Annotated in this window: 25 protein-coding genes; 4 read left to right on the top strand and 21 right to left on the bottom strand. The window is 72.7% G+C overall.

From position 1 onward, the window contains the following. Window positions 1-5: 5 nt before the first annotated feature. The 3 genes from SSP29_RS26400 to SSP29_RS26390 are packed head-to-tail and all read right to left on the bottom strand — an operon-like array spanning window position 6 to window position 2,865. Complete coding sequence (locus SSP29_RS26400; RefSeq protein ID WP_089103280.1) at window positions 6-824, bottom strand: ABC transporter permease; 819 nt, start codon at window positions 822-824, stop codon at window positions 6-8. Beyond that, window positions 809-1,708, bottom strand: coding sequence for an ABC transporter permease (locus SSP29_RS26395; RefSeq protein ID WP_089103279.1), 900 nt, complete (start codon window positions 1,706-1,708; stop codon window positions 809-811). Before SSP29_RS26395 ends, SSP29_RS26400 begins: the two co-directional genes overlap by 16 nt. Next, window positions 1,705-2,865 carry an ABC transporter substrate-binding protein gene (locus tag SSP29_RS26390; protein WP_089103278.1) on the bottom strand — a complete coding sequence of 387 codons (1,161 nt, stop codon included), beginning with the start codon at window positions 2,863-2,865 and terminating at the stop codon, window positions 1,705-1,707. Before SSP29_RS26390 ends, SSP29_RS26395 begins: the two co-directional genes overlap by 4 nt. A 236-nt stretch (window positions 2,866-3,101) precedes the next feature. On the opposite strand from SSP29_RS26390, the gene SSP29_RS26385 reads away from it, so the two are divergent. Continuing rightward, a complete protein-coding gene (locus SSP29_RS26385) occupies window positions 3,102-3,842 on the top strand; it encodes a GntR family transcriptional regulator (protein WP_089103277.1) in 741 nt (246 codons plus the stop codon). A gap of 188 nt (window positions 3,843-4,030) precedes the next feature. Here the strand turns inward: SSP29_RS26385 and SSP29_RS26380 are convergent, their stop codons facing one another. The 12 genes from SSP29_RS26380 to SSP29_RS26330 all read right to left on the bottom strand — a co-directional run bounded on the left by SSP29_RS26380 (window position 4,031) and on the right by SSP29_RS26330 (window position 15,283). Continuing rightward, on the bottom strand, window positions 4,031-5,281 hold the full coding sequence (locus SSP29_RS26380; protein WP_089103378.1) for a cytochrome P450: 1,251 nt from the start codon (window positions 5,279-5,281) through the stop codon (window positions 4,031-4,033). After that, on the bottom strand, window positions 5,281-6,627 hold the full coding sequence (locus SSP29_RS58625) for a hypothetical protein (protein WP_089103276.1): 1,347 nt from the start codon (window positions 6,625-6,627) through the stop codon (window positions 5,281-5,283). The genes SSP29_RS26380 and SSP29_RS58625 overlap by 1 nt, the downstream gene beginning before the upstream one ends. Beyond that, window positions 6,624-7,925, bottom strand: coding sequence for a glutamine synthetase family protein (locus SSP29_RS26370; protein WP_089103275.1), 1,302 nt, complete (start codon window positions 7,923-7,925; stop codon window positions 6,624-6,626). The genes SSP29_RS58625 and SSP29_RS26370 overlap by 4 nt, the downstream gene beginning before the upstream one ends. Beyond that, window positions 7,922-9,388, bottom strand: coding sequence for an APC family permease (locus tag SSP29_RS26365; RefSeq protein WP_089103274.1), 1,467 nt, complete (start codon window positions 9,386-9,388; stop codon window positions 7,922-7,924). The genes SSP29_RS26370 and SSP29_RS26365 overlap by 4 nt, the downstream gene beginning before the upstream one ends. Window positions 9,389-9,603: 215 nt before the next feature. Then, the gene (locus tag SSP29_RS61275) at window positions 9,604-9,732 is read right to left on the bottom strand and encodes a putative leader peptide (protein WP_368669255.1); all 129 of its coding nucleotides are present in this window, start codon (window positions 9,730-9,732) and stop codon (window positions 9,604-9,606) included. A gap of 35 nt (window positions 9,733-9,767) precedes the next feature. Next, window positions 9,768-10,781 carry an Lrp/AsnC family transcriptional regulator gene (locus tag SSP29_RS26360; RefSeq protein ID WP_150134943.1) on the bottom strand — a complete coding sequence of 338 codons (1,014 nt, stop codon included), beginning with the start codon at window positions 10,779-10,781 and terminating at the stop codon, window positions 9,768-9,770. A gap of 70 nt (window positions 10,782-10,851) precedes the next feature. Further along, on the bottom strand, window positions 10,852-11,304 hold the full coding sequence (locus tag SSP29_RS26355; protein WP_046726552.1) for an Lrp/AsnC family transcriptional regulator: 453 nt from the start codon (window positions 11,302-11,304) through the stop codon (window positions 10,852-10,854). A 107-nt stretch (window positions 11,305-11,411) separates the two neighbouring features. Continuing rightward, the gene (locus SSP29_RS26350; RefSeq protein WP_167450006.1) at window positions 11,412-12,854 is read right to left on the bottom strand and encodes a GuaB1 family IMP dehydrogenase-related protein; all 1,443 of its coding nucleotides are present in this window, start codon (window positions 12,852-12,854) and stop codon (window positions 11,412-11,414) included. Between the two features lie 155 nt (window positions 12,855-13,009). Beyond that, window positions 13,010-13,321 (bottom strand): barstar family protein, encoded by a 312-nt coding sequence (locus tag SSP29_RS26345; RefSeq protein WP_089103272.1) that lies wholly within the window; start codon window positions 13,319-13,321, stop codon window positions 13,010-13,012. 1 nt (window position 13,322) lies between these two features. Further along, complete coding sequence (locus SSP29_RS26340) at window positions 13,323-13,991, bottom strand: alpha/beta hydrolase (protein ID WP_089103271.1); 669 nt, start codon at window positions 13,989-13,991, stop codon at window positions 13,323-13,325. A 7-nt stretch (window positions 13,992-13,998) separates the two neighbouring features. Beyond that, window positions 13,999-14,964: a Dyp-type peroxidase gene (locus SSP29_RS26335; protein ID WP_245883209.1), complete on the bottom strand. Its 966-nt coding sequence runs from the start codon at window positions 14,962-14,964 to the stop codon at window positions 13,999-14,001. 61 nt (window positions 14,965-15,025) lie between these two features. After that, the gene (locus SSP29_RS26330) at window positions 15,026-15,283 is read right to left on the bottom strand and encodes a hypothetical protein (RefSeq protein ID WP_150134940.1); all 258 of its coding nucleotides are present in this window, start codon (window positions 15,281-15,283) and stop codon (window positions 15,026-15,028) included. Between the two features lie 317 nt (window positions 15,284-15,600). On the opposite strand from SSP29_RS26330, the gene SSP29_RS26325 reads away from it, so the two are divergent. Then, window positions 15,601-16,920 carry an MFS transporter gene (locus SSP29_RS26325; protein ID WP_089103270.1) on the top strand — a complete coding sequence of 440 codons (1,320 nt, stop codon included), beginning with the start codon at window positions 15,601-15,603 and terminating at the stop codon, window positions 16,918-16,920. Window positions 16,921-16,983: 63 nt separating this feature from the next. Continuing rightward, window positions 16,984-17,574: a TetR/AcrR family transcriptional regulator gene (locus SSP29_RS26320; RefSeq protein ID WP_089103269.1), complete on the top strand. Its 591-nt coding sequence runs from the start codon at window positions 16,984-16,986 to the stop codon at window positions 17,572-17,574. Window positions 17,575-17,651: 77 nt separating this feature from the next. Here the strand turns inward: SSP29_RS26320 and SSP29_RS26315 are convergent, their stop codons facing one another. The 4 genes from SSP29_RS26315 to fmt form a co-directional block, all read right to left on the bottom strand. After that, window positions 17,652-18,695: a sugar-binding transcriptional regulator gene (locus tag SSP29_RS26315; protein ID WP_150134939.1), complete on the bottom strand. Its 1,044-nt coding sequence runs from the start codon at window positions 18,693-18,695 to the stop codon at window positions 17,652-17,654. Window positions 18,696-18,773: 78 nt separating this feature from the next. Continuing rightward, entirely contained in the window at window positions 18,774-19,460 is a 687-nt protein-coding gene (rpe, locus tag SSP29_RS26310) for a ribulose-phosphate 3-epimerase (protein WP_089103267.1), read from the bottom strand. 245 nt (window positions 19,461-19,705) lie between these two features. Continuing rightward, window positions 19,706-21,133, bottom strand: a complete 1,428-nt coding sequence (locus SSP29_RS26305; RefSeq protein ID WP_089103266.1) for an RsmB/NOP family class I SAM-dependent RNA methyltransferase — start codon at window positions 21,131-21,133, stop codon at window positions 19,706-19,708. Between the two features lie 83 nt (window positions 21,134-21,216). Then, complete coding sequence (fmt, locus tag SSP29_RS26300) at window positions 21,217-22,149, bottom strand: methionyl-tRNA formyltransferase (RefSeq protein WP_089103265.1); 933 nt, start codon at window positions 22,147-22,149, stop codon at window positions 21,217-21,219. A gap of 468 nt (window positions 22,150-22,617) precedes the next feature. Between fmt and SSP29_RS26295 the strand changes: the two genes are divergently transcribed. Then, window positions 22,618-23,172, top strand: a complete 555-nt coding sequence (locus SSP29_RS26295; protein WP_089103264.1) for a hypothetical protein — start codon at window positions 22,618-22,620, stop codon at window positions 23,170-23,172. Between the two features lie 110 nt (window positions 23,173-23,282). Here the strand turns inward: SSP29_RS26295 and SSP29_RS56375 are convergent, their stop codons facing one another. Further along, window positions 23,283-25,448, bottom strand: coding sequence for a primosomal protein N' (locus tag SSP29_RS56375; RefSeq protein ID WP_089103263.1), 2,166 nt, complete (start codon window positions 25,446-25,448; stop codon window positions 23,283-23,285). A gap of 145 nt (window positions 25,449-25,593) precedes the next feature. Then, on the bottom strand, window positions 25,594-25,956 hold a 363-nt coding region (locus SSP29_RS59970; RefSeq protein ID WP_245883207.1), incomplete at its 5' end, for a methionine adenosyltransferase domain-containing protein.

Here is a 25,956-nt window from a genome sequence, read left to right as displayed (position 1 = left end):
GTGTGTCATCCCCGGGAGGAAGCGGTTCGGTCACGTCCGCCGGCACCGGCGAGCGCGAGGAGCAGGGCCCAGGTCACCAGGAGACTGAGCACGGAGACGGCGACGGACATCTGGGCCTGCGAGCCGCCGACGTTGTAGATCCACACGGCGAACGGCTCGTAGCCGAGCAGCCGGGCGACGGTGAACTCACCGAGCACCAGCGCCAGGGTGAGGAAGGCCGCGTTGAGCAGCGCCCCGCGCAGATTGGGCAGCACGGCCCGCACCAGCGCCTGGGGCCAGTTGGCCCCGCAGCTGCGGGCGGCCTCGACGAGGGTGCGCACGTCGATCGCGCGCAGCCCGGCGTCCAGTGCCCGGTAGACGAAGGGCAGCGCCATCACGACGTACGCGAGGACGAGCACGACCGGGAAGGTCGGGTTCTGGATGGCGACGAACGTCTCGAACAGCGGGGTCCGGGAGAGGTAGTCCGGCCCCCACTTGAGCACGGTCGCGATGCCGGCGACGAACGCGATCGGCGGCACCACCAGCGGCAGCGAGCAGACGATCTCGACGACCGGGCGCAGCTTGGGCGCGCTGAGCCGCAGGGCGACCAGGGCGGGCACCATCAGCAGCAGCACGGCGGCGATGGTGGCGACGGCCAGTTCCAGCGAGAGGACGAGGCTGGAGAGGAAGCCGTCGGCGGACAGGATCTGGCTGTAGGCGTCGAAGGTGACGCCCTGGCCGGGCACGTCGACCGTGAAGACGACGGAGGCGCCCAGCGGGACCAGGAAGTAGAGGGCGGCCAGGCCGAGGACGGCCCAGCGCCAGGGGGTCAGGCGTCGAGCCATCGGGCGCTCCGTCGTTGCAGGGGCAGGTACACGGCCATCACCACGCCCGCGACCAGCACCATGTCCAGGCTCAGGGCGAGGGCCACGTTCTCCTGGCCGACCAGGACGTTGCCGGAGATGGCGTCGGCGATCTGGAGGGTGACCAGGGGGACCGCGCTGCCGACCATCGCGGCGGCGGTGGCGTAGGCGGCGAAGGCGCTGCCGAAGAGCAGCACGAGCCCGCCCAGCAGCGAGGGCGCGAGGACTGGCAGGGCCACGAACCGCCAGTACTGCACGCCGGTGGCGCCGTTGTTGAGCGCGGCCTCCCGCCACTGGGCGCGCAGGCCGTCCAGGGCCGGGGTGATGGTGAGGACCATCAGCGGGATCAGGAAGTACAGGTAGACGAGGACCAGGCCCCAGAAGCTGTAGAGGTTCCAGCCGTGGTCCGTGAGGTGCAGGTGCACGGTCAGCACACCGGCGTTGCCGAGGGTCGCGACGAACGCGAACGCCAGCGGCACGCCGCCGAAGTTGGCGAGCACACCGGAGGCGGTGAGCACGGCCTCGCGCAGCGCCCGGGAGCGCGAGCTGACGACGGCCTGCGCGAGCGGCAGCCCGAGGACGGCGGCGATGAGGGCGGAGAGCGCGGACAGCTTGACGCTGCCGACGAGGGCGGTGAGGTACGGCCCCTGGAGGGAGTCGCTGAGGTTTCGCGCGGTGTACGAACTCACCCCGCTGGCCGGGTCCTTGACGGTGAAGGCGCCGTTCAGCATGGCGATGGCCGGCAGCCCGAAGGCGACGGCCGTGAAGGCGAGGAGCGGGACGACGGCGAGCCAGCCGGGGGCGCGGCGCCGCCGCTTCTGGGAAGCGGCGGACGCCACGTCGGCCCGCGTGAGCGTGGCCGTCATCCGGAGACGGCCTTCGACCAGCCCGTCGCGAGGACCGTCTTGGCCTTGTCCTGCTGGGCCTCGGTCGGGAAGGACGGCGTGCCGGTGACCGCGGGCAGCTTGGCGGCGGCGGTCTTGTCCAGCGTGCCGGCCTTGTCCATGGAGCTCATCAGGACCGGGCGGGCGTAGCCCTTGAGCCACAGGTTCTGGCCCTCGGTGCTGTACAGGTACTCCTGCCACAGGCGGGCGGCCGCCGGGTGCGGGGCGTCCTTGTTGATGGCCTGGGAGTAGTACTGGGCGTACTGGCCGTCGCTCGGGATGGTGACCTTCCAGTCCACGCCCTTGGACTTGAACTCGTCGGCGTAGCCGGCGTTCAGGTAGTCCCAGTCGATGGAGATGGGCGTCTCGCCCTTCTCGACGGTGGCCGGGGTCGACTCGACGGGCGTGTAGTTGCCGTTCTTCTTCAGCTTGGCGAAGAAGTCGAGGCCGGGCTGGATGTCGTCGAAGGAGCCCTTGTTGGCGAGCGCCGCCGCGTAGACGCCGCCGAACGCCGAACCGGACTTGGTCGGGTTGCCGTTGAGGGCGACCTGGCCCTTGTACTCCGGCTTGAGCAGGTCGGCGAAGGTGGTCGGGCAGGTCTTGACCCGCTTCGCGTCGCAGCCGATGGAGATGTAGCCCCCGTAGTCGTTGTACCAGCGGGCCTGCGGGTCCGCCTGGCCCGTGGGGATGTCGGAGTACGAGGTCACCTTGTACGGCGCGAGCAGCCCCTGCTGGGCGGCGCTGAGCGCGAACGACGAGCCGAGGTCGAGCACGTCCGGCGCGCGGTCCTGGCCCTTGCGCGAGGTCACGGCGGTGATCTCGTCCTGGCTGGAGCCGTCGGGGCTCTCGTCCTCGATCTTGATGCCGTACTTCTTCTTGAAGCCGTCGATGATGGCGCCGTAGTTCGCCCAGTCGCGGGGCACCGCGATGATGTGCAGCGTGCCCTCCTTCTTGGCGGCGGCGACCAGCTTGTCCATGCCGCCGAGGTCGGCGGCGGAGGTGGCGGTGGCGGCGTTCTTGCCGTCGGAGGTGGTGGACGACGTGTTGTCGGGGGCGGCGCCGCAGGCGCTCAGGGCAAGCGCGGCTACGGCGGCGAGGGAGCCGCCGAGGAGGGCGGTTCTCGGCAGGGACACGGTCACGGTCTCTCCAGGGAGTACACACGAGGGTGGGTGGCGCTGTGGCCGGCGCCGGGCGAACTTGTCTGAACAAGTTGGCCCCAGTACGCCCGGCGCGGGTGTCGGGAATGTGAACACCGCATAAAGCATGGACCCCAATTCCCTGCACAGTCCTGACCGGTTGGGGGCTGACACGAATCACCCAGGAACGTCGATTAGGCTGGTCACGCTGTGCACAGCGGTCTAATCAGAGGGGAAGCATGACGGCGCGACACGAGGAGATCGCCGATGAGCTGCGGCGCGCCATCGACCGCGAGGAGTACACCGTCGGCAGCCGGCTGCCCTCGGAGACGGAGCTCGCCGCCGAGTACGCCGTCTCCCGCGGGACGGTCCGCCAGGCGGTCGCCGCACTCACCGCCGAGGGGCTGATCGGCTCCCGTCAGGGCGCCCGCCGGGTGGTGCTGGCGAGCCGCCGCAGCCAGAGCTTCGCGGAGCTGCGCAGCTTCGCGCAGTGGGCGAAGGCGATGGGCCGCGAGGCGACGGGACATGTGGTGTCCCAGGAGTACCGGCCCGCCGCCCAGGAGGACGCGGTCCGCCTCCAGCTCCCCGCCGGAACCCCGGTGTTGCATGTGCTCCGGGTGCGCGGTCTGGACGGCGAGCCGGTGTTGCTGGAGCGGACGGTGTACGCGGACTGGATCTCGCCGGCGGTGGAGGCGATAGAGCCCGAGTGCCCGTCCGTCACCCAACGGCTGTACGAGGAGACCGGGTTGGTCTTCGCGTACGGCGAGCATGTGATCGACGCGGTGGCGGCGGGGGCGCAGGACGCGGAGCTGCTCGGCATCCGCCGAACGAGCCCGTTGCTGCGGGTGCGGCGCGTGACGACGACGCGGGAAGGGCGGCCGGTGGAGTGGTCGGACGACCGCTACCGCTCGGACGCGGTGAGCTTCAGCGTGCACAACTCCATCGGGAACAACGCCCTGGCCAGGAAGACCGCGGACTAGGGCCTGTCTGACAATTCCCGTCGTCGCCCGGAGGGCGGCCTCGCGGCGTCAGGTGCGTGCTCTCGGCGTGCCGGGCGTAGGCCCTCGTACTGGACGTACTTGGGTCTGCGCCCGGTGCGGCGAGAGTGCGTGCATGGCGTCGCGAGGCAGACGGGAATTGTCAGACAGGCCCTAGGGGCGGCCCGGTCTCACGCGTGCCGCCGCACCCGTACCGGAAGCGACTTGAGGCCGTTGGTGAAGTTGGAGCGCACCCGGCGGGCGGGCCCGTCGGCGCGCAGGGTCACCCCGTGGGCGAGGAGTTCCTCGAACACCACCCGGATCTCCACCCGGGCCAGGTGCTCGCCCAGGCAGCGGTGCGGGCCGCCCCGGCCGAACGCGATGTGCGGGTTGGGGTCACGTGTGACGTCGAAGCGGTAGGGGTCGGCGAAGACCTCCTCGTCCCGGTTGGCCGAGGTGTACCAGACCACGACCTTCTCCCCCGCCCGGATCCGGCGGCCGCGCAGCTCGGTGTCACGGGTGGCGGTACGGCGGAAGTGGTGCAGCGGGGTGGTCCAGCGCAGCACCTCCTCCACCGCCGCGTCCAGGTCCGCGCCGGCCAGCAGCAGTTCCCACTGGCCGGGGTGGTCCAGGAAGGCCTGGATGCCGAGGGACAGCGCCGAGCGGGTGGTCTCGTTGCCCGCCACCAGGAGCAGCAGGAACATCGCCTGGAACTCCTGCTCGCTCAGCGGCAGTTCGTCGATCCGCGCCTGGGCGAGCCGGGTCACCACGTCGGCCGGCGGACCGGCGGTGCGCTCGGCGCGCAGCGCGTTCGCGTAGGCGTGCATCTCCAGGGCCGCGGGGCTGCGGAACGGCAGCAGCCGGTACCGCTCGGACTCGGGGCTGTCCGGCTGCACCTCGCTCAGGTCCGGGTCGGTGTTGGCGATCAGCCGGTCGCTCAACTCGACCATCAGCGGCTCGTCCGCGGCGGGCACGCCCAGCATCCGGCACAGCACCCGGATCGGCACGGCGGTGGCCAGGTGCTCGACCGCGTCGAACCGGCCCCGGTCGAGTGCCGCCCGCACCAGGGGCCGTACGACCTCCCGGATGTTCTCCTCGTGGCGCAGCGCCTGGCGGCGGGTGAAGTCGGCGACGAGGGTGCGGCGCAGCCGGGTGTGCCGGGGCGGGTCCATGTCGAGCATGGACTTGCGGGCCGCCAGGGCGTCCGGGTCCAGGTCCTCCAGAGCGGTGGCACCGGTCTCGGAGGAGAAGGCGGCGGTGTCCCGGGAGACGGCCACCACGTCGTCGTACCGGAGGACCGCCCAGAATCCGGGGCCGTCCGGCTCGGGGTGCCAGTGCACCGGGTCCTCGCGGCGCAGCCGGTCGAAGTCGGCGTAGGGGACGGCCTCGGCGTAGCGGTCGTTGTCGGTCAGGTCGATGGCGTGCACGGTCTGCTCGGGCATCAGCGGTGCCACCTGTCCAGGTGGCCGCGGACATGGGCGGGTAGGGCCTCGCCGGGGTAGTAGGCGTCGTAGAAGGCGGTGTCCAGGTGGTGCGCCTGGTACCAGGCGGTGGTCAGGAACGGGTCGATGGTGGCGGGGAACCGGCCGTAGTGGTCCCAGACGTAGCGGACCCAGGTCTTGACGGCCGCGACCGCCTCCTCGGAGGGGCGCGGGATCCGGGCGACCAGGCCCGGGTCGGTCCAGGGGGTGGGTCCGCCGCCGGTGAAGGTGCCCGTCGGGCCCCAGCGCAGGTCCACCACGAAGTCGACGGCGTCCTCGACGCTGTCGTGGTACGGCGGTACGGCGCCCTCGAACAGGCCGTCGAGGCCGACCGGGATCTCCTCGCCCGCGCCGACCGGTGCCCAGTCCGGCACCCGGTGGAAGCGGAAGCCGAGGCCGCCGGCCGGGCCCTCGCCGCCGATGGCGTGCCAGTGCCGCTCGCCGCCCATGGTGACCCGGCCCTTGCCGCCGTTGAACGGGTGGCCGCCGAGACCCAGCGCCTGGGTGGCCGTCATCAGGTTGGCGACGACCAGGCCGGACTCGACGCCGTTCGCGTCGACCATCTGCCAGCGCTCGAAGTCGGCGAGGTCGACCGGGTGGCTGTCGTCCAGCAGGCCCGACTCGACGAAGGCGCGCAGGGGTTCGTTGCCGAGCCGCTGGTCGACCAGGTAGTAGCCGTGCGGGCGGTCGAAGTAGAGCAGCAGCGCGGAGATGCACTGCCGGGTCAGGTCGGCGATCGGGATGAAGAGGGTGGTACCGGGGAGGTTGATGTTCTGCCGGTTGAAGGCGAACAGGTTGGGGCGGCGGCGCGGGATGTCCAGCCGGTCCTCGGTCAGTTGCACCGCGTTGCCAAGCCAGGCCCGGTGCTCATCGGTGGTCCGGTTCTGCAGATAGGCGTCCGGGCGGCGGTCGCGCTGGGGGATCAGATAGGTGCCCTCGTCGTTGGTCCAGAACACCTCGGTGGAGTGGTTGGCGAGCGGGCTCGGGTAGGTGCGGCCGGTGAAGCTGGCGAGCTTGTCGCCGCCGGTGGTACGGCCCTCCTCGTCCAGGAACGACCACTCCTCGCGGACCACCCCGGTGATCCCGGACGCGGCGGCGACCAGCACCGCCTCCTCGTCGGCGCTCAGCGCCAGCGGCTCACGGGCGGAGTCGAAGGCGAGCGGGCCGGTGAGGGTGCCGCCGAGCGGGAAGCGCCGGGCGCGCCGCTCGAAGACGGCCCGCAGGGCGGGGAACCGGGCGGCCTCTTCGAGCAGTTCGGGCGGGGTGGTGCGGTGCGGGCCGTGCTCGGCGTCTTCGGTGGTGCTCACAGGTTCCTCAGATAGCGGTCGGTCTCCCAGGCGGTCACCTGGGTCGTGTAGTCGTGCCACTCGGAGTCGGCGAGCACGGCGTGGTCGTGTACGACGTCCTCGCCGAGCAGCGCGGCCAGGCGCCGGTCGGCACGGGCCGCGGCCGCCGCCTCCGCGAGGGTGGCGGGCAGGGGCAGCGGGGCCTGGTCCGCGGGCGGCAGGTCCAGGCCGTCCGCCAGGCCCGCGGCGACGGCGGCGAGCGCGGCGGCCAGCGCCAGGTACGGGTTGGCGTCCGCTCCGGGGGTGCGCAGCTCGATCCGGCTGGACCGCGGGGTGTCCACCAGCGAGCGGACGGCGACGGTACGGTCGTCGCCGCCCCAGTCGGCCCGGTGCGGGGCGAAGCCGCCGGGCTCGAAGCGCTTGTACGAGTTGACGGTGGGCGCCCCGAAGAGGGTCAGCCCGGGCAGGTGCCGTACCAGGCCCGCCACCGCGGCACGTGCGGTCTTGCTCGCCGCTCCCGCCTCGGGTGCGAAGGCGGGCTCGCCGTTCTGCCACAGCGACAGATGGATGTGGGCCGAGCTGCCCGACTGCCCGTTCAGCGGTTTGGCCATGAAGGTCGCCAACAGGCCCTCGCGGCGGGCCAGTTCACGTACCGCATAGCGGAGCCGGAAGGCGTCGTCGGCCGCCGTCAGCGCGTCCTGGTGGGCGAGGTTCAGCTCCACCTGGCCGGGTCCGTACTCGGTGAGCACGCTCTCGACGGGCACGAACGCGGTCAGCTCGTCGGTGAACCGGCCGAGCAACGGGTCGAGTTCGTTCGCCAGCTCCAGCGAGTAGGCGTGCAGGCCCTGTGGGAGCGGGCTGCCGTCCGGGCGCAGCAGATAGAACTCCAGCTCCAGGGCGGCACGGACGCTGTGCCCGAGCCCCGCCAGGTGGTCCAGGACCCGGCGCAGCACCGCGCGGGGCGAGGCCGGCGAGGGCGCGCCGTCGTGGCCGTACACGTCGGACAGCACCTGCCCCGCCCCCGGCCGCCAGGGCAGCGGCCGGTAGGTGGCCGGGTCCGGTGCGGCGTAGGCGTCCGGATAGCCCCGTTCGGGGGCGCCGAGTCCGGCGGCGGTCTGCACCTCGCCGAGGGCGTTCCAGGCGAGCGAGCCGTCGCAGAAGGCGACGCCGCGGCCGGCAGCCGCCTCCGGGTAGCGGGCCGCGGGTATCCGCTTGCCCTGTACCCGGCCGTAGGGGTCGGACCAGGCGACCTCGATCTCGCGCAGGGAGCCGTCGGCGAGCGCCGCGGCCAGGGAGTCGTCGGGCTGCTGCTGTGTCATGCGGGCTGCTCCTCGGCCGTGTCGCTCGGATGGGCGCTGATGGTACGGCTGCCCAGGGCGCGGGCCCGGTCCGGGTCGCGGCGCAGCAGGGCCAGGTACCAGCCGAGGCCGGCCAGGACGATCCCGGCGAAGGCGTACGGCAGCACGTCGACCGGCCAGGCGGGCACGGGCACCAGGTTCTTGTAGGTGACGTAGCCGATCGCCAGCACGGCGAGGACGCTGACCACGGCCACCGCGGCGACCGGCTCGCGGCGTCGGCGCAGGTGCAGCGGCAGGGCGAGGGCGACCAGGAGGTAGGCGAGCAGATAGCCGAAGGTCCCGAAGGCCGCGGTCCAGGCATAGACCTCCAGTTCGCCGCTGCCGGTGGCGATCAGCACCAGCGGCAGCAGCCCGGAGGCCGCGCCGAGCAGGTAGAGGGCCAGGTGCGGGGTGCGGTGCACCGGGTGGGTCCGGCCCAGCAGGGCGGGCAGCACGCCCTCCCGGCTGAGGTTGTACAGGCTGCGTGCGGCGGCGTTGACGCCGGCCGAGCCGCAGGCCACGGCGGAGACGACGATCCCCGCGTTGAGCAGCGGGGACAGCCAGCCCACTCCGGAGGCCCGGGTGAGTTCGTTGAGCGGGGCGGCGGAGGTGGCGAGGTCGGCGGCCGAGCCGTAGCCGAGCACCTGCACGTAGGTGCTGACCAGGTAGAGCACGCCGGCGCCGAGGACGGTCCCGATGACGGCGCGCGGGATGGCGCGGAACGGGTCGCGGGACTCGGCCCCGAGCGATCCCGCCGACTCGAAGCCGACGAACACCGCCACGGCGAGCACCGCGCCCGGCATCACCGTGTTCAGGTCGACGCCCTTCGCGGTGAACTGGGCGGTGTCGAAACGGAGTCCGAAGTGGACCACGGCGGCACCCAGCGCCACCAGGATCACCAGCAGCGAGACGGCCTCGACGACGATGCCGAAGCGGGTCGACAGACGGACGCCCCGCACCGGCAGGACCGAGGCCGCGGCCAGGACCAGCAGCACGAGCTGTGCGGCGGTGCCGGTCGCCGGGAGCCCGGCGGACTCCAGCAGCGCCCCGAGGTAGACCGCCGCACCGACCAGGCAGGCGGCGGCGATACCGACGTAGCCGACGACCAGGCCCCAGCCGGTGACGAAGGCGGGCCCGCGGCCGAGGCCGAGGGACACGTAGCTGTAGAGGGAACCGGCGCTGGCGGCCCGGCGCGCGAACTGCGCGACCACCCAGGCGACCAGCAGGGCGACGACGGTCCCCACGGCCGTCGCCCACAGCGAGCCGCTGCCGGCCGTGAGATAGACGGCGGGGATGGTGCCGCCGATGGCGATGCTGGGGCCGGTGGCGGCCAGCGACTGCCCGAACACGTCGAGGGCGGAGACCGCACCGGCGGCGAGGCCCGGGTGGACCGGGTCCTCGGGACGGCGGGAGGTGGTGGATTCTGACGAGGCGTCGACGGACATGGGTGTCTTCCGTGAAGGGCGCGGCGCACAAAGGGCGCTTGAAGGGGGGTACAGGCCGGCGTCCGGGCACGCGGGAGCCTTGGGCAGGACCGGGCGGACGCGGGGTGCGCGAAGGAGCGCGTGAACGCGGGACGGGGTGGGAGCGGTGGCGCGGAGGGCGGGACCGGGGCCGGGTCAGGCCCGCGCGGGTCCGGGAAAGTGTCCGGCAGGGCGCGTCAGCGCACGTGACAACAGCAGGCGCTCGCGACGCGACACAGGTCGACCTCGCGGCGGGCGGTCAGCACGGAATTCTTCTCCACGGCACGGGATGCTAGGCGCGGCGGGAAAACACCGTCAAGAAGCATGTGAGAAATCTCGACATCCGGACGAGAGGAGTGAGTCAAAGAGACAAGCGATCCGGCTCCAGTGAGCCAAAGTGCAATGCCGAGGCGCTGTTGTGATCGGTCCCGTCGGCCCCGCCCCGGCGCAGCGACTCCACCACCAGCGTCGTCCGCACCTGGTCCACCTCCCGAGCCCACCCGGAGTCGACGAGGAACCGCTGCAGTTCCTCCCGCGACCTGTGCGCGGTGTTCACCAGCAGCGGGAAATCGCCCGCCAGCGCGGCCAGATAGCGCACCGCCGGCAGACCCAGCAGCAGCCGCGCCGTCTCCTCCGTCGCCGCGGGCCGCACCCGTACCCACAGCAGGCCCTCGACCGGAAAGCCCAGGGCGGCCGGTTCGACCACGGCCCGGATCGCGAGGCGCGCACTGCTCTGCAGCGCTTCGAGCCGCCGCCCGGCCGTCGCCTTGGACACGCCCGCCAGCGCGGCCAGCTCCTCCAGGGTCAGGCGCCCGTCCCGGGCCAGCGCCCGCAGGATCGCCCGCTCGTCCGGCGTACGGTCCACCGGTGCCGGGGTCGGCCCCTGCACCGGTACCGCCGCCGGCTCCAGGGCCGCCGCCTCCGCGGGCGTCAGCAGCCCCGGGCGCCACTCCCGCGCGGTGCGGTAGTAGTGCAGCACGGGGTCCGTGGCGATCGCCGCGACGCCGGGCAGTGCGGGCAGTTCCTCGCCGGTCAGCTCCGCCAGCCGGGCCGCGGGGCACTGCAGCTCCGCCACCACGTCGTCCGTGCCGGTCACCCGGCAGCTGAACACCGCGTCCTCACGGGTCGCGAGGGCCCGGCCCGCCTCCGCCGCCCGGCCGGGCCGGCAGCGCAGCCGCACCACGACCGTCTCGGCGAAGTTCTCCAGCCCGACCACCCGGACCAGCCCGCTCTCCAGCAGGCGCGTTCCCCGCCGGGCCACCGTCCGCTCGCCCTCGCCGAGGGCCTGCGCCACCGATCGCCACGAGGCCCTGCCGTTCACCTGGAGGGCCGCGATGACGCGCAGATCCAACGGGTCCATCTGAGGCAGGGGCATCACCCCAGTACATCAGACCCCGCGAACGCCCCGGCAGCCCCACCGAAGGCACCGGAGCGGTGCGCCCTGCTCAGCCCGGTGCGCCCGACGAGAAGCGCCGCAGCAGCGGGGACAGCACCAGCACCGACTTGGTCCGTTCCACGAACGGCTCCCCCGCGATCCGCTCCAGCACCCTCTCGAAGTGCCGCATGTCGGACGCGAAGACCTGCACGACCGCGTCGGCCTCACCGGTGACCGTCGACGCGGCCACCACCTCCTGGTAGCGCTCCAGGCCCCGCTGGATGGTCTCCGGGGACGTGTTGCGCCGGCAGTAGATCTCGACGAACCCCTCGGTCTCCCAGCCGAGGGCCGCCGGGTCGACCCGAACGGTGAATCCAGTGATCGCCCCGGTGGCGCGCAGCCGGTCCACGCGCCGTTTGACGGCAGGCGCGGACAGGCCGACCAGCTGCCCGATGTCCGCGTAGGAGCGGCGGGCGTCCTCGGCGAGGGCGTGCACGATGCGTTCGTCGAGATCGTTAAGCAAGGGGTCGTTCAGCTCTCAGGTGGTGCAGGAGGGGACCGGCGGTAGCCGTATACGAAGTAGAGCACGGGCGCGCGCTTTTGTTGCACGCCGTCTGCCACGCGCAGCGGCTAGCTCCAGCTGGCGTGCAGCGGCTTGCCCTCCGCGTACCCCGCCGCGCTCTGGATCCCCACGATCGCCTTCTCCGCGAACTCCTCCAGCGACCCGGCACCGGCATAGGTGCACGACGACCGCACCCCCGCGATGATCGAGTCGATCAGGTCCTCCACGCCCGGCCGGGCCGGGTCCAGGAACATCCGGGAGGTGGAGATGCCCTCCTCGAAGAGCGCCTTGCGGGCGCGGTCGTAGGCCGACTCGTCCGAGGTGCGGTTGCGCACCGCCCGCGCGGAGGCCATGCCGAACGACTCCTTGTACAGCCGTCCGTCGGCGTCCTGCTGAAGGTCGCCCGGGGACTCGAAGGTGCCCGCGAACCAGGAGCCGACCATCACGTTGGAGGCACCGGCGGCGAGCGCCATGGCGACGTCACGGGGGTGCCGGACACCGCCGTCGGCCCAGACGTGCTTGCCGTACTTGCGCGCCTCGGCTGCGCACTCCAGGACCGCCGAGAACTGCGGCCGGCCGACGCCGGTCATCATGCGGGTGGTGCACATGGCACCGGGTCCCACACCGACCTTGATGATGTCCGCGCCGGCGTCGACGAGGTCCTTGACGCCCTCGGCGGAGACGATGTTGCCGGCCGCGATCGGGACCTGCGGGTCCAGGCCGCGGACCAGCTTGATCGCGCTGATCATCGACTCCTGGTGACCGTGCGCGGTGTCGATGACGAGCGTGTCGACGCCCGCGTCGAGCAACTGCTTGGCCTTGTCCGCGAAGTCGCCGTTGATGCCGACGGCGGCGGCGATCCGCAGCCTGCCGTGCGCGTCGGTCGCCGGGGTGTACAGGGTGGCGCGCAGGGCGCCCTTGCGGGTGAGGATGCCGGCGAGCTTGCCGTCCCGGTCGACCGCCGGGGCGTAGCGGCGGTTGGCGCCGTCCAGCTTGTTGAAGGCCTCGCGCGGGTCGATGTCCGCGTCGAGCAGCAGCAGGTCACGGGACATGACCTCGGCGAGCTGCGTGAAGCGGTCGACTCCGGTGAGGTCCCGGTCGGTGACGACGCCCACGGGACGGCCGTCCTCGTCGACGACGACACCGGCGTTGTGCGCCCGCTTCGGCAGCAGGGCCAGCGCGTCGGCGACGGTCTGGTGCGGGGCCAGCACGATCGGGGTGTCCAGCACCAGGTGGCGGCTCTTCACCCAGGTGATGACATCGGTGACCACGTCGATCGGGATGTCCTGCGGGATCACGACGAGTCCGCCGCGCCGGGCCACCGTCTCGGCCATCCGCCGGCCCGCGATCGCGGTCATGTTGGCGACGACGAGCGGGATGGTGGTGCCCGTGCCGTCCGGCGAGTTGAGGTCCACGCCCTGACGCGAGCCGACCGCGGAGCGGCTCGGCACCATGAAGACGTCGTCGTACGTCAGGTCGTACGGGGGCTGGATGTCATTGAGGAAACGCACGTGCCGCACATCCCAGTCGATCAGAGGTGACCCCCGGACCGGCCGGCCAGAGGGAAAAGCACGTACTTCATTCTCCCATGCGGACCGGTACGTCATGCCCGGGACGAAGGTCCAGGCAGGTCAGAGCTCATTTGGAGGAACCTACGGGGACGAGGTCAGCCGAGGGCGAGAGCGATGGTCAGCGCGGGTTCGTCGGCGGACGCGTCGGTGAACACCCGCCGGGCGGTCTCCCACTCGTCCGGCCGGGTCCGTGCGTATCCCTGCCACTCGGTGACGACGACCAGGAGCCCGCGGCCGACGGTCTCCGGCGGCCACACCGAGGGGTCGCGGAGGCTGTCGGTGAGGGCGTCCCAGTTGCGCCCGAACCAGCCGGGCAGAGCCAGGGCGGAGGCGACGCGCTCCATGAGGCCGGCCTTGTCGGCGACCCCGGCGAGGTCGAGGGTGACCAGATGCGGACTCGTCGTCATCTCAGTGCCGTCCAGGAGGGGTTGCGGAGCCGGTCTGTTCGGCCAGCCAGGCCGCCGCCGAGCGGGTCCAGGTCGAGGCCTCGCCCGCGCCGTGGGCGAGGCCCAGGCTGTGCGGGCCGTGGGGATAGACGTGCACGGTGTGCGGCACGTCGTTGGCGGCCAGGGCCGTGGCCAGACGGTAGGTGTGCTCCGGCCAGACGTACGGGTCCTCCGCCGTGTGCCAGAGGAAGAACGGCGGCGCCGCCGGGGTCACCAGCGCGTCGAGCGAGGTGGCCCGGCGCAGCTCCGGCGAGGCGTCCTCGCCCAGCAGGACGATCCGCGAGGGCCGGTAGGTCTCGGTCTCCATCGAGGTGATGGCGTAGCCGAGCACGGCGAACTGCACCGACGTCCGGACGTCGTGGTCCGCGGCCAGGGCCGCCAGACCCGCGAGATGCCCGCCCGCCGAGAACCCCACGAGCCCGATCCGGTCGGCCCCTTCGGCGCGCAGGCGCCGGATCTCGGCGCGCAGCGCTTCGAGGGGCACCGGATGCCGGACGTCGAGGGGGTACCGGAAGACGCTCGCCGCCAGGCCCAGCCCCAGCCCGGTGAGCCACTCGGCGACCGGCTCGGCCTCGTGCTGGGCGTGCTGCACGTAGCCGCCGCCCGGCAGCACGATCACATGTGCGGACATGTCTGTCTCATCGTCCTCTCCGCCCGGCTTCGGGGAGCGCGGGCAGGTCGTCCAGGAAGTCGTCGGACGGCACGAAGAAGAGTGTGCCGGTGATCGCGGTGGAGAAGTCGAGGATCCGGTCGTGGGTGGCGTCGGCGGTGCCGAGGAACATGTTGCGCAGCATGTGCTCGATGACGTCCGGCGTCCGGGCGTACCCGATGAAGTAGGTGCCGAACTCGCCGCCGCCGGGGCTGCCGAACGGCATGTTGTCCCGCAGGATCTGCTGTTCCTCGCCGTCCGGTCCGGTGATCGTGTTCAGGTCCACGTGGGAGGCCGGCTCCGCCAGTTCGAGGTTGGTGGCCTTCGTACGCCCGATGATCCGCTCCTGCGTCTCGGCGGGCAGCGCGTTCCACGCGTCGAGGTCGTGGACGTACTTCTGTACGACCACGTAGCTGCCGCCGGCATGGCCGGGGTCCTCCGCGCCGATCAGGACGGCCCGGCAGGCGGCGGCGCCGACCGGGTTCTCGGTGCCGTCGACGAAGCCCAGCAGGTCGCGGGCGTCGAGGTACTTGAAGCCCGGCACCTCGTCCTCGACGGTCACCGCGTCGCGCAGCCGGCGCATGATCTCGGCGGCGAGCCCGAAGCAGAGGTCGAACCGGGTGGCCCGGATGTGCAGGAGGAGGTCGCCGGGGGTGGCGACCGCGGTGTGCCGGGGCCCCTCCAGCGGCCGGAAGGGGTGCAGGCCCGCCGGGCGGGGGTGGTCGAACAGGCGGTCCCAGGCGGCGGAGCCGATCCCCGCCACACAGCTCAACGCGGCCTCCGGGGTACCGAACCCGAAGCTGCGCTCCAGCGCGCGGAGATCGCCCAGCACCTCCCGTGCCGTCTCCTCGCCGCCGGGGCGGACGGTGAGCACCAGGAAGATCGCGGCGGTGGTCAACGGGCCGAGCACCGGCTGCGGTTCGGCTCCCGGCACGGACTGGGGTTCAGTGGTCAACGCGTCCTCCCGATGCGATCGGCACACGGTCTGTCGTACACATACTCGGGGTTGACGGCGTTCAGTCGATGAAGACGCTCCACGCGACGGCGTTGAGATGGCCGGAACGAAAGATGTCGGTCCCGCCGATCCGCTTCTCCCAGGCCGTCGGCATCAGTTCGGCCGCGCGGGCTACCACCATGTCCATCCACACCTTGAGCTGCGCCTGCTTGTTGTTGTCCGGGATCCCGGCGCCGGCCTCCCGCAGATCGACCGTGCGCAGCGCCTCGGCCGCCGCAGAACGCAGGTCGTGATCAGGGATGGGGGCGAAACCGGTCATGGTGGTCTCCTTCTGCCGTGAGTGCGGCTCGCGCACCGACCCGTTCCCGATCACAGCATGAGCCCTTGCCGCCCCGGCATCACATGAACGGGTGAGGACCACGCCCGCCGGACCGGCCCGGGCAGCCGCGCGTTCCGTGCGACCGGCGACGCCGCCTGAGCACGGTCGGGGGCACGGAGAAATTCCGAAGAATCTTTCGCCCGGCGGAATAGACAGACCTGTCTATCCGGTTGGCCAGGGAGGACAGACAGACCTGTCTACTCACCAAGGACCTCCGAACCGACGATCTTCGGCCCCGTCCCCGCGAAGGATCTCCGATGAACCACCTCGCACCGCACGAGCGAACCCAGCGTGCCGAGCGCCCCAGGGCGACGCGCAAGCCGATCCCGCCGCGCGCCGCGTTCTACCTGCTCGCCTCCGTCGTCGTCTCCTTCCTCGCCGCCTCCAGCGCGCCCACCCCGCTCTACGCGACCTACCAGGCCGAATGGGGGTTCACCCCGATCACCACCACGGTCGTCTTCGGTGTCTACGCGATCGCCGTCCTCTCCGGCCTGCTGGTCCTCGGCAAGCTGTCCGACCACGTCGGCCGCCGCCCGGTCCTGATCACCGCGATCGCCGCCCAGGCCGCCGCGATGCTGATCTTCTCCACCGCCGGGGGCGTCGGCGAACTGCTCGTCGCCCGCATCGTCCAGGGCCTGTCCACCGGCGCCGCCCTCGGCGCGGTCGGCGCCGCGATGATGGACATCAACCGCTCCCGCGGCACCCTGGCGAACGCCTTCGCCCCCGGCCTCGGCACCGCGACGGGCTCTCTGGTCAGCGGCTTCGTCGTGCAGTACCTGCCCGCCCCGACCCACGCGATCTACCTCGGCCTGCTGGCCGTGTTCGCCGCCCAGGCCGTCGCCGTCGCCCTGATCGACGAGACCGTCACCAAGCAGCCGGGCGCCCTGGCCAGCCTGGTGCCCGAGATCAGGCTGCCGCGCACGGTCCGCGGCGCGGTCCTCGCGGCGGCACCCGTCATCTTCGCCGTCTGGGCCCTCGCCGGGTTCTACGGCTCCCTCGGCCCCGCCCTGGTCCGCACCCTGGTCGGCTCCACCTCCGCCGTCTGGGGCGGTCTCGGCCTCTTCGTCCTCGCGTTCGTCGCGGCCGCCTCGGTCCTCGCGCTGCGCAAGGCGCAGTCCACGACCGTGATGTACACCGGCATCGGCGCGCTCGTCGCCGGGGTCGCCCTGACCCTGGTCGCCGTGGATCTGAGCGCCCCGGGGCTGTTCTTCGTCGGCACGGCCGTCGCCGGCCTCGGCTTCGGCAGCGGTTTCCAGGGCGGCATCCGCACCGTGCTGCCGCTGGCCGAGCCCCACGAGAGCTCGGGCGTGCTGTCGCTGCTGTTCGTCGTCGCCTATCTCGGCATGGGCGTCCCCTCGGTCGCCGCCGGCGCGCTGGTGGTGCACGGGGGCGGGCTGGTCCCGACCTCCGAGGAGTACGGCGCGGTGGTCATCGCCCTGGCGCTGCTGGCCCTGGCCGCCCTGCTGCTGCGGCACGGCAGGCCGCAGAGCGGACCCGGGGTGAAGGTGGCGTCCGGCGGCGCGCAGTCGGTGACGGTCCGGGCGGAGCAGCCCGAGAGCCTCACGCAGGCACGCTGACTGAGTAGACCGGTCTGGTCAGCCATAGAGTGGAAGTCCGGAAGTGACGGGAAGGTGAGTGGCATGACGAAGACGTCGACTGCCGCCAAGGCCCCCACCGCACGGGAGCGGCTGCTCTCGGCGGCGAACGAGCTGTTCTACGCGGAGGGCGTGCAGACGGTCGGGATCGACCGGATCATCGAGCACGCCGGCGTCGCCAAGGCCTCGCTGTACAACACCTTCGGCGGCAAGGAACAGCTCATCCGGGCCTACCTCGAATCCCGGCACGCCAGGCTGACCGAGCGGCTGCTGCGCGCTGTCGACGCCGCCGGCAACCCGCGGGACCGGCTGCTGGCCGTCTTCGACGCGCAGGCCGAACTCTTCAGCGAGCAGGACTACCACGGGTGCGCGTTCATGGCGGCCAGCGCCGAGGCCAAGCACGGCAGCGCCATCGAGGAGGCCTCCGACGTCTCCCGCGCCTGGGTCCGGGCCCTGTTCACCGACCTCGCCCGGGATGCCGGCGCCCCGGATCCCGGGGCGCTCGGCCGCCGCCTGCACCTGCTGTACGACGGGGGCGTGGTGTCCGCGCGGATGGACCGCGACCCGTCGGTGGGCGCGGTCGCCCGGGAGGCGGCCGCCGTCCTCATCGACGCGGCGCTGCCGGCCGAGTCCTGAAACCCTGTCTCCAGGGCCCGCTCGTCCGCCGCGGCAGCGTTGTCAGGCCGGCTGCCGCGGCGATGGCATGATCCGGGTCAGGGACCGTCCGGGTCCGCGCGGCTCAGCGCGGGCTTCGGAGTGGTGCCCGCCGTCATCAGGTAGTCGGCGGCCGAGGTGTCCGTGACGAGGCTGGTGACCAGCCCCGACCGCAGCACCGCGTCGATCGCGGCCGCCTTGCGCTGCCCGCCCGCGATCGCGACGACCTCGGGGATACGGCGCAGCTGGTCGGCCTTGACCGTGATGCAGCGTTCCCCCAGGTCCCGTCCGACCCGGCGGCCTTCGGCGTCGAAGAGGTGCGCGGCCATCTCGGCGGCGACGCCCAGCGTGGCGTAGTGCGCGCGCTCCTCGTCGCTGAGCATGTCGTGCACCGTGGAGATACCGCGCTCCCACGAGCCGATGGAGACACAGGCGACCGTGACCTTGTCGAAGTACTCGAAGGCGCGGGCGATCCCGGTCTGGTTGCGCAGCGCGGCCGCGGTGGCCGCGTCGGGCAGCAGCATCGGCGCGTAGATGGGGTGGGCGTCGCCGCCCGACACCTGGGCGGCCCGCCGGACGGCCTCCACCGAGCCGCGCTCGGAGGTCCCGGCGTCGTACACGCCCGTCAGCTGCACCACCGTGCAGGGCGGCAGCCGGTCGAGCGCGGCCGCCATGTGGATGGTGGACCGGCCCCAGGCGAGGCCGAGCACATCCCCCTCGTTGACGAGTTCCCCGAGCAGATCCGCGGCGACCTCGCCGAGGTTCTCGGGATCCGGGGTCTCCTCCGCCTCGGCCGGGGACTCGACCACCACGGCATGCCGCAGGCCGTAGCGGGCGCGGAGCGCGTCCGAGCGCTCGGCGTCCAGTTCGGCCGGTACGCGGATCTCGATGCGTACGAGATCCCTTTCGAGGGCAGTCTCCAGTACCCGGGCCACTTTGAAGCGGCTGACGCCGAACTCCTCAGCGATCTGGATCTTGGACTTGCCTTCGAGGTAGAAGCGGCGGGCCATGGCCGCCGCCTGCACCAGCTCTGCGGGTCCCATCCGCATGGCTGACCGGCCCGCCGACATACCCGACACGGCCATCTCCTCACTGCTGTTCACACTCTGGATACGCCGTTCATCCTTGCAGATCCGGCGCACTTGATCAGCCCTGATCGGAGCCGTTCACGTTCCCGTACCTCAGTGGTCGCACGCCCACGACGCCTGGGCGGTGGCCGTCGCCGCCTGGGTGCGTAGTGCACGTACCGCCGCTGCCGGGTCGTTTGCCCCGTACACCGCTGAACCTGCCACAAAAACGTCGGCTCCGGCGTCCGCGCACCGTTCGATCGTCGACGCGGAAACTCCACCGTCGACCTGCAGCCACAGCTCCAGTCCGTGCTTGCTGATCAACTCCCGGGTGCGGCGGATCTTCGGCAGCATGATGTCGAGGAACGCCTGGCCGCCGAAACCCGGCTCGACCGTCATGATCAGCAGCATGTCCAGCTCGGGGAGCAGGTCCTCGTACGGCTCGATGGGCGTGGCGGGCTTGAGCGCCATGGAGGCGCGGGCGCCCTTCGCCCGGATCTCCCGCGCGAGCCGCACGGGCGCGGCGGCCGCCTCCACGTGGAAGGTGACGGAGGAGGCCCCCGCTTCGACGTACTGCGGCGCCCACCGATCAGGGGCCTCGATCATCAGGTGGCAGTCCAGCGGGGTGTCCGTAGCACGGGCCAGGGACTCTACGACCGGCACGCCGAGCGTGAGGTTCGGGACGAAGTGGTTGTCCATGACGTCGATGTGGAGCCAGTCGGCGCCTTCGACCGCCTTCGCCTCGTCCGCGAGGCGGGCGAAGTCGGCGGACAGGATGCTGGGGTTGATCTGCACGGCCATGCCCCAAGCGTGCCATGCCCTGACGGGGGGAGCCGAGTGGGGTTCGGGGGCGGTTTCGGTTGTGGGTCCGGTGCGGGTGGGCGGGGGTTGCTCGCGCAGTTCCCCGCGCCCCTTACGGGGCGCTGTCCAGCCGCGTCCTGCATGTCAGCCACTCAGCTGCGGGCAGGCGTGCCGCAGGGCGGCACGGGTGGGCGCAGCGGCAGCCTGCAAGCGCCAGCGCCGGTAAGCGTCCCCACCCCCCCGCCTCAGCCAGTCCTCCGGATCAGCGCCAGGTACATCGCGTCCGTGCCGTGCACATGCGGCCACAGCTGCACATCCGGCCCTTCCCCGAGCTCCGGCACCCCCGGCAGCAACGGCCGCGCATCCACCAGCTCGGTCTCCGGACACTGCTTCAGCACGTCCTGGACCACCGCCCGCGTCTCCGCCAGATGCGGGGAACAGGTCGCGTAACCGACCACCCCGCCCACCCGCACCGAGTCGATCGCGGTACGCAACAGCGCACGCTGCAGCGGACCGAAGTTGTCGAGGTCCTCGGGACGGCGGCGCCACCGTGCCTCCGGGCGGCGGCGCAGCGCGCCCAGCCCCGTGCAGGGAACGTCCATCAGGACCCGGTCGAAGGTGCCGGGGCGCCACGGCGGCCGGGTGCCGTCGGCGGCGATGACCTGGTACGGCCCCGGGTTGCCGTGCAGCGCCTTCGCCACCAACCCGGCCCGGTGCGGCTGCTTCTCGGAGGCGAGCAGCACGGCCCCCCGCTCGGCGGCCAGCGCGGCGAGCAGCGCGGCCTTGCCGCCGGGTCCGGCACAGCCGTCCAGCCACTTCTCGTCCGGGCCCTCGACCGGCACGTCGGCGAGCGCGAGGGCGACCAGCTGGCTGCCCTCGTCCTGCACACCCGCCCGGCCCTCCTGGACGGCCGGGATGGCGCCGGGCTCCCCGCCCTCGGTGAGCCGCACGGCGTACGGCGACCAGCGCCCCCGTACGGCGGCCTCCTCCCCGAGGAGTTCCTCGGCGGTGGCCCGCCCGGGCCGGGCGACCAGCGTCACCTCGGGCCGCTCGTTGTCGGCGGCCAGCAGCTCCTCGATCCCCGCGCGTCCGCCCCCCAACGAATCCCAGAGCGCGGAGACGACCCACCGCGGATGCGAGTGCACCACGGCGAGATGGTCCTCGGGGTCCTCGTCGTAGGGCGGCGCGACCTTCGCGATCCAGCCGTCGAGATCGTCCTGCGCGACCTTGCGGAGCACGGCGTTGACGAACTTGGCCCGCCCGTCGCCCAGCACCACCCGGGCCAGTTCGACGGAGGCGGAGACGGCCGCGTGGCTGGGAATCCGCGTGCCGAGCAGCTGGTGCACACCCAGACTGAGCACGTCAAGGACCGGCGGGTCCACCTCGCGCAGCGGCCGGTCGACGCACTCGGCGATGATCGCGTCGTACGTCCCCTGCCGGCGCAGTGTCCCGTACACCAGCTCGGTCGCGAGCGCGGCGTCCCGCCCGTCGAACTTTTCGGGTCCCTCCTTCTCCCGGGCCTTGCGGAGCAGTGGCGGCAGCACGAGGTTGGCGTACGCGTCCCGCTCGTCCACGGCGCGCAGCGCCTCGAAGGCGAGGATGCGGACGGGGTCCCTCTGGGGACGACGGTATGGCTTGGCGGGCCTGCGCGGCCGCCGGGACTGCTCGCTCACGAAAAAGGTGCTCCGGGTATGAGGATGAGGCGACTCCCAGCGTACGCCGCGTACGCCGGAAAGCCGCTGCTGGGAGAGGGCGCTCAGGCTCCGAGGGACTCCCCGGTGCCGATGCGCACGCCGCGCGCCCAGTCGGCGGCCCGCATCGGCTTCTTGCCCTGGGCCTGCACCCACAGCAGTTCCACGGCGTACGACCCCGTCCCCACGTGCACGCTGTTCTTCCCCACGGCGATCCGGGCCGGGGCGAGATCGGTCCGCTCGGGCACCGGCGTGACCTGGATGAGCTTGAGCCGCTCACCGCGGAAGGTGGTCCAGGCGCCGGGGGCCGGGGTGCAGCCCCGCACCACCCGGTCGACCCTCAGCGCCGGCGCCGCCCAGTCGACCTTCGCGTCCTCGACGGTGATCTTCGGCGCGAGGGTGATGCCCTCCCCGGGCTGCGGTACGGCCTTGAGCCTGCCGTCCTCGATGCCGTCCATGGTCGCGGCGAGCAGGCCGGCCCCGGCGAAGGCGAGCCGGGTCAGCAGGTCACCGCTGGTGTCGGTGGGCCGGATCTCCTCGGTGACGGTGCCGTAGACGGGCCCGGAGTCGAGCCCCTCCTCGATGAGGAACGTAGATGCGCCCGTGATCTCGTCGCCCCCCATGATGGAGTGCTGCACCGGAGCTGCCCCGCGCCAGGCGGGAAGCAGCGAGAAGTGCAGGTTGACCCACCCGTGGACCGGCACGTCCAGCGCAACCCGCGGCAGCAGCGCGCCGTACGCGACCACCGGACAGCAGTCCGGCCCGATCTCCCTCAGCCGCTCCAGAAACTCCGGATCGCGCGGCTTGAGCGGCCTCAGCACCTCGATCCCGGCCTCCATCGCCCGCTCGGCCACAGGAGAAGCGACCAGCCTGCGCCCCCGCCCGGCCGGCGCATCGGGGCGCGTGACCACGGCGGCCACCTCGTGCCGTCCGGAGGAGATGAGAGCGTCCAGAGCAGGAACGGCGACTTCGGGGGTACCGGCGAAGACAAGCTTCATGGGCGACTGCGACCCTCTCGAACGACATCAACACGGGCAACACACAAGTCTATGCCGCAACAATCAACCACCACCCACGGCGAACGCCCAACGACCAAGCCAACCGCCCACAGCGAGCGGCCGGCCGCCGGCGCCGAGTACCCCCACAGGTCGCCCGACCTCTCTGCCGACCGGGACGAGTGGTGCGCGGGTGAGAGAAGCTCCCGGGATTCCCGCCACAGCGAACGGCCGGCCGCCGGCGCCGAGTACCCCCACAGGTCGCCCGACCTCTCTGCCCACCGGGACGAGTGGTGCGCGGGTGGGAGAGGCTCCCGGGTGGTGCAACCCCCGCCGCACGGCGTACGCATATGCCCATACGCCCCCACACCGTGACCAGCGGAGCGCCCACGCGTTGGTCAAGAGAGAGTTGACCACAACGGGCCGCATGCGCGGCCCATTCCTTTCAACGCCGGTTCGAGAGGCTTGTTCATGGCCGACCACGCAACCCACGACGCCCAGGCCCGGGCCAGCCTGCACTTGCTGGTGCGGGACATCGAGCGGGTCCGCCGACAGGTGGACGCACTACGCACGCTCACCGCCCAGTTGGGCAACGTCTACCGCCCGCGCCGCTCCGGCCCGTCCACGGGCTTCGTCGTCTACGGACGCGCCCCCGCCCCGACGGTCCGTCTCGCCCAGGAACTCCGGGACAGTGTCGAGACCCTGGTCACGGCCGCCGTGGACTTCGACCGTTCACTCGGCTTCTCGTGGGACGCGGTGGGCTCCGCGCTCGGAGTCACCAAGCAGGCGGTGCACCGCCGTTACGGCGCCCGTCGCGCCGCGGCCCAGACGACGACGGTCACCGCCGAGCCCGACCGGTCCACGGAACCGTCGGGGTCCCGCACGATCAACGTGGGCGGCGGCCTGCCCACCACCGTGCCGACGGTCCCGGCCGCCCGCTCCATGCCGACCCAGCCGACCGCCGGCAGCCCCACCCTCCGCGACGAGGCCAGGCCGACAGCCTTCCCCGGCCCGCGCAACGGCTGACGCAACGGCTGACGCACACAGCGGCCGACCGACACCACGGCTGACCTGAAGGGCCGACCCGCCCGCCTCTGCCCTCCCGGCAAGCACCCGGGAGGGCAGCCGTCTGCCGGTCACCCGATGTCCGGCGGATCGATCCGCACCCGGACCGCCTCCCCGCCCCCGGCCCCGCTCCCGCTCCCCCGCGCCATCCGCGCCGCCTGAGCCGACTTCAGCGCGGAGGCGAGCGCCGCCCCGCTCCCCGGCGGCACCCGTACCAGCGCCCGCTCCCAGTGCTCCCCCGGCGGCGGCGCCCCCGCCCGCCGAGGCGCCCCGGCCCGCACCACGGGCACCGGCACCGGCCCCAACACCTCGGCATCCGAAGGCAGTTCGGCCGTACCGAGGAACTCGGCGAGCGCCTCCGCCGTCCCCGAGACCGCCGCCATCCGCGACACCGGCGGAAACCCCAGCTCCGCCCGCTCGGCCAACTCCCGTACCGCGTGCCCGACGGGATCCCACCGCACCAGCGCCTGCACGGGCCGCAGCGTCGGCTCCGCGACGACGACCACGGTCCCGCCGTCCCCCTGCGGCCGCACCAGTGCCCCGGCCGCGATCCACCGGCGCAGCGCGTCCTCACCGGCCCGCAGATCCGGCCGCCCCAGCATGGCCCAGCCGTCCAGCAGCAGGGCCGCCGCGTAGCCGCCCTCGGCGACCGGCTCCGCGCCCGGGGTGCTCACGACCAGTGCGGGTGTCCCCGGCACGGTGTCCAGCACCTGCTCGCGCCCCGAGGTCCGTACGGGTACGGCGGGAAAGGCCCGCCCCAACTCCTCGGCGGTCCGCCGGGCCCCGACCACCTGGGCCCGCAGCCGGAAGCCGCCGCACTCGGGGCAGTGCCAGTCGCCCTCCGCACGCCCGCACCACCCGCATGCCAGCGCCCCGGCGTCCCGCGCCTCCAGCGGACCGGCGCAGTGCCGGCAACGAGCCGGTTCCCGGCACTGGGCGCAGGCCATCCGCGGCACATACCCCCGCCGGGGCACCTGCACCAGCACCGGCCCGTGCCGCAGTCCGTCCCGGACGGCCTGCCAGGCGAGCGTCGGCAGCCGCGCGGCCCGTGCGGCCTCGTCCCGTGCGAGGTCTCCGTCGCCGACCGTCCGTACCAGCGGTGCCGCCCGCCGTACCTGCTCCCGTCCCGCCACCAGGGGCCGCGCCCAGCCGTTCTCCACGAGCTGTGCGGCCTCCACCGTGCAGCTCCAACTGCCGAGCAGAAACCCGCACTTGTCCAGCGCAGCACGCAACAGCAGCACATCCCGCGCATGCGGCTGCGGAGCGTGCTGTTCACTGTGGCTGTCGTCCCCGTCGTCCCAGATCGCGACGAGCCCGAGATCCCGGACGGGCGCGAACATGGCCGCCCGCGTCCCCACCACCGCCCGCACCGAGCCGCGGCTGACGGCCAGCCACTGCGCATACCGCTTCTCGGGCCCGGCATCGGCCGTGAGCAGCGCGTGCCGCCCTTCGCCCAGCACATCGGTCAGCGCGGCATCGACCCGCGCGGCGGCCCGCCCGTCCGGTACGACGACGAGCGCGCCGCGTCCCGAGGCGAGCGTGGCGGCGACGGCCCGGGCGATCTCCTCGCTCCACCCGGGCCCCGGCAGGGCGTTCCACACCGCACGCGGCGTGCCGCCGGAGGCCAGCGCCTCGACGAAGGCGGTCCCGTGCTCGTACCGCGTCCAGGATCCGGCGCCGGGCACCGGCGGGGGCGGCAGCGGTTCGGGGGACGGCCGCTTCTCGGCCCGTGCGCTGCGCGGCGGCACGGCCAGCTGCAGCACATCCGCGAGGCTTCCCGCGTACCGGTCGGCGACCGCCCGTGCGAGCCGCAGCAGCTCCGCGCTCAGCACCGGCTCGGGCGACACCACCTGGGCCAGGGCGGCCAGCGGCCCCGCGTAGTCGGACTCGGCGAGCCGCTCCACCAGGAACCCGTCGATGAGTCCCCCGCCTTCGCGGCGCCCGTCCCGCACCCGGTGCCGGCCGGCCCCGAACCGCACCCGCACCCGCACCCCCGGCTGCGCGTCGGCGTCCAGCTCGGCGGGGACGGCGTAGTCGAAGTACCGGTCGAGATGGAGCACACCCTTGTCCACGAGCACCCGCGCGACCGGCAACCGCTCGGCCAGCTCGGCCCCCCGCCAGGTCCGGGGTTTGGCCCGGGGCACCTTGGCCCCCCGCACGCTCTCCCGAATGAGCGCGAGCTGCTCCGGCGGCGCCCCTCCGGCGCCCTCGCCCCCCTGCCCGTTCTCGCTGCTCACCCTTGCATTCTTACCAAACACCACTGACAACCGGCGCCGCCCGAGATCACTCTCGGCACCCGGCCGCTTCCCCCGGCCCCCGGGCGCGGCGAAGGCCCGGCTCCCCCGAAGGGGAAACCGGGCCTTCGTCGAGGCGGCTCCGGGGTTACAGGCCCGCGGCCTTGCGCAGGGCGTCCACGCGGTCCGTGCGCTCCCAGGTGAAGTCGGGGAGCTCGCGGCCGAAGTGGCCGTACGCGGCGGTCTGGGAGTAGATCGGGCGGAGCAGGTCGAGGTCGCGGATGATGGCGGCCGGGCGCAGGTCGAAGACCTCGTCGATCGCCTTCTCGATCTTCTCGGCGTCGACCTTGGCGGTGCCGAAGGTCTCGACGAAGAGACCGACGGGCTCGGCCTTGCCGATCGCGTACGCGACCTGGACCTCGCAGCGGGACGCCAGACCTGCGGCGACCACGTTCTTGGCGACCCAGCGCATCGCGTAGGCGGCCGAGCGGTCGACCTTGGACGGGTCCTT

This window comes from Streptomyces hyaluromycini (genome assembly GCF_002217755.1).
GTDB classification, from domain to species: domain Bacteria; phylum Actinomycetota; class Actinomycetes; order Streptomycetales; family Streptomycetaceae; genus Streptomyces; species Streptomyces hyaluromycini.
The sequence above is the reverse complement of the archived record's forward strand: the minus strand, read 5'-3'. Positions and strand labels throughout refer to the sequence as shown.

Bases quoted from the DNA above. Each gene is read 5' to 3' on its own strand.
- SSP29_RS26400 (WP_089103280.1), bottom strand. From the start codon at position 824: ATGGCTCGACGCCTGACCCCCTGGCGCTGGGCCGTCCTCGGCCTGGCC.
- SSP29_RS26395 (WP_089103279.1), bottom strand. From the start codon at position 1,708: ATGACGGCCACGCTCACGCGGGCCGACGTGGCGTCCGCCGCTTCCCAG.
- SSP29_RS26385 (WP_089103277.1), top strand. From the start codon at position 3,102: ATGACGGCGCGACACGAGGAGATCGCCGATGAGCTGCGGCGCGCCATC.
- SSP29_RS26380 (WP_089103378.1), bottom strand. From the start codon at position 5,281: ATGCCCGAGCAGACCGTGCACGCCATCGACCTGACCGACAACGACCGC.
- SSP29_RS26370 (WP_089103275.1), bottom strand. From the start codon at position 7,925: ATGACACAGCAGCAGCCCGACGACTCCCTGGCCGCGGCGCTCGCCGAC.
- SSP29_RS26365 (WP_089103274.1), bottom strand. From the start codon at position 9,388: ATGTCCGTCGACGCCTCGTCAGAATCCACCACCTCCCGCCGTCCCGAG.
- SSP29_RS61275 (WP_368669255.1), bottom strand. From the start codon at position 9,732: ATGCTTCTTGACGGTGTTTTCCCGCCGCGCCTAGCATCCCGTGCCGTG.
- SSP29_RS26360 (WP_150134943.1), bottom strand. From the start codon at position 10,781: ATGCCCCTGCCTCAGATGGACCCGTTGGATCTGCGCGTCATCGCGGCC.
- SSP29_RS26345 (WP_089103272.1), bottom strand. From the start codon at position 13,321: ATGACGACGAGTCCGCATCTGGTCACCCTCGACCTCGCCGGGGTCGCC.
- SSP29_RS26340 (WP_089103271.1), bottom strand. From the start codon at position 13,991: ATGTCCGCACATGTGATCGTGCTGCCGGGCGGCGGCTACGTGCAGCAC.
- SSP29_RS26330 (WP_150134940.1), bottom strand. From the start codon at position 15,283: ATGACCGGTTTCGCCCCCATCCCTGATCACGACCTGCGTTCTGCGGCG.
- SSP29_RS26325 (WP_089103270.1), top strand. From the start codon at position 15,601: ATGAACCACCTCGCACCGCACGAGCGAACCCAGCGTGCCGAGCGCCCC.
- SSP29_RS26320 (WP_089103269.1), top strand. From the start codon at position 16,984: ATGACGAAGACGTCGACTGCCGCCAAGGCCCCCACCGCACGGGAGCGG.
- rpe (WP_089103267.1), bottom strand. From the start codon at position 19,460: ATGGCCGTGCAGATCAACCCCAGCATCCTGTCCGCCGACTTCGCCCGC.
- fmt (WP_089103265.1), bottom strand. From the start codon at position 22,149: ATGAAGCTTGTCTTCGCCGGTACCCCCGAAGTCGCCGTTCCTGCTCTG.
- SSP29_RS26295 (WP_089103264.1), top strand. From the start codon at position 22,618: ATGGCCGACCACGCAACCCACGACGCCCAGGCCCGGGCCAGCCTGCAC.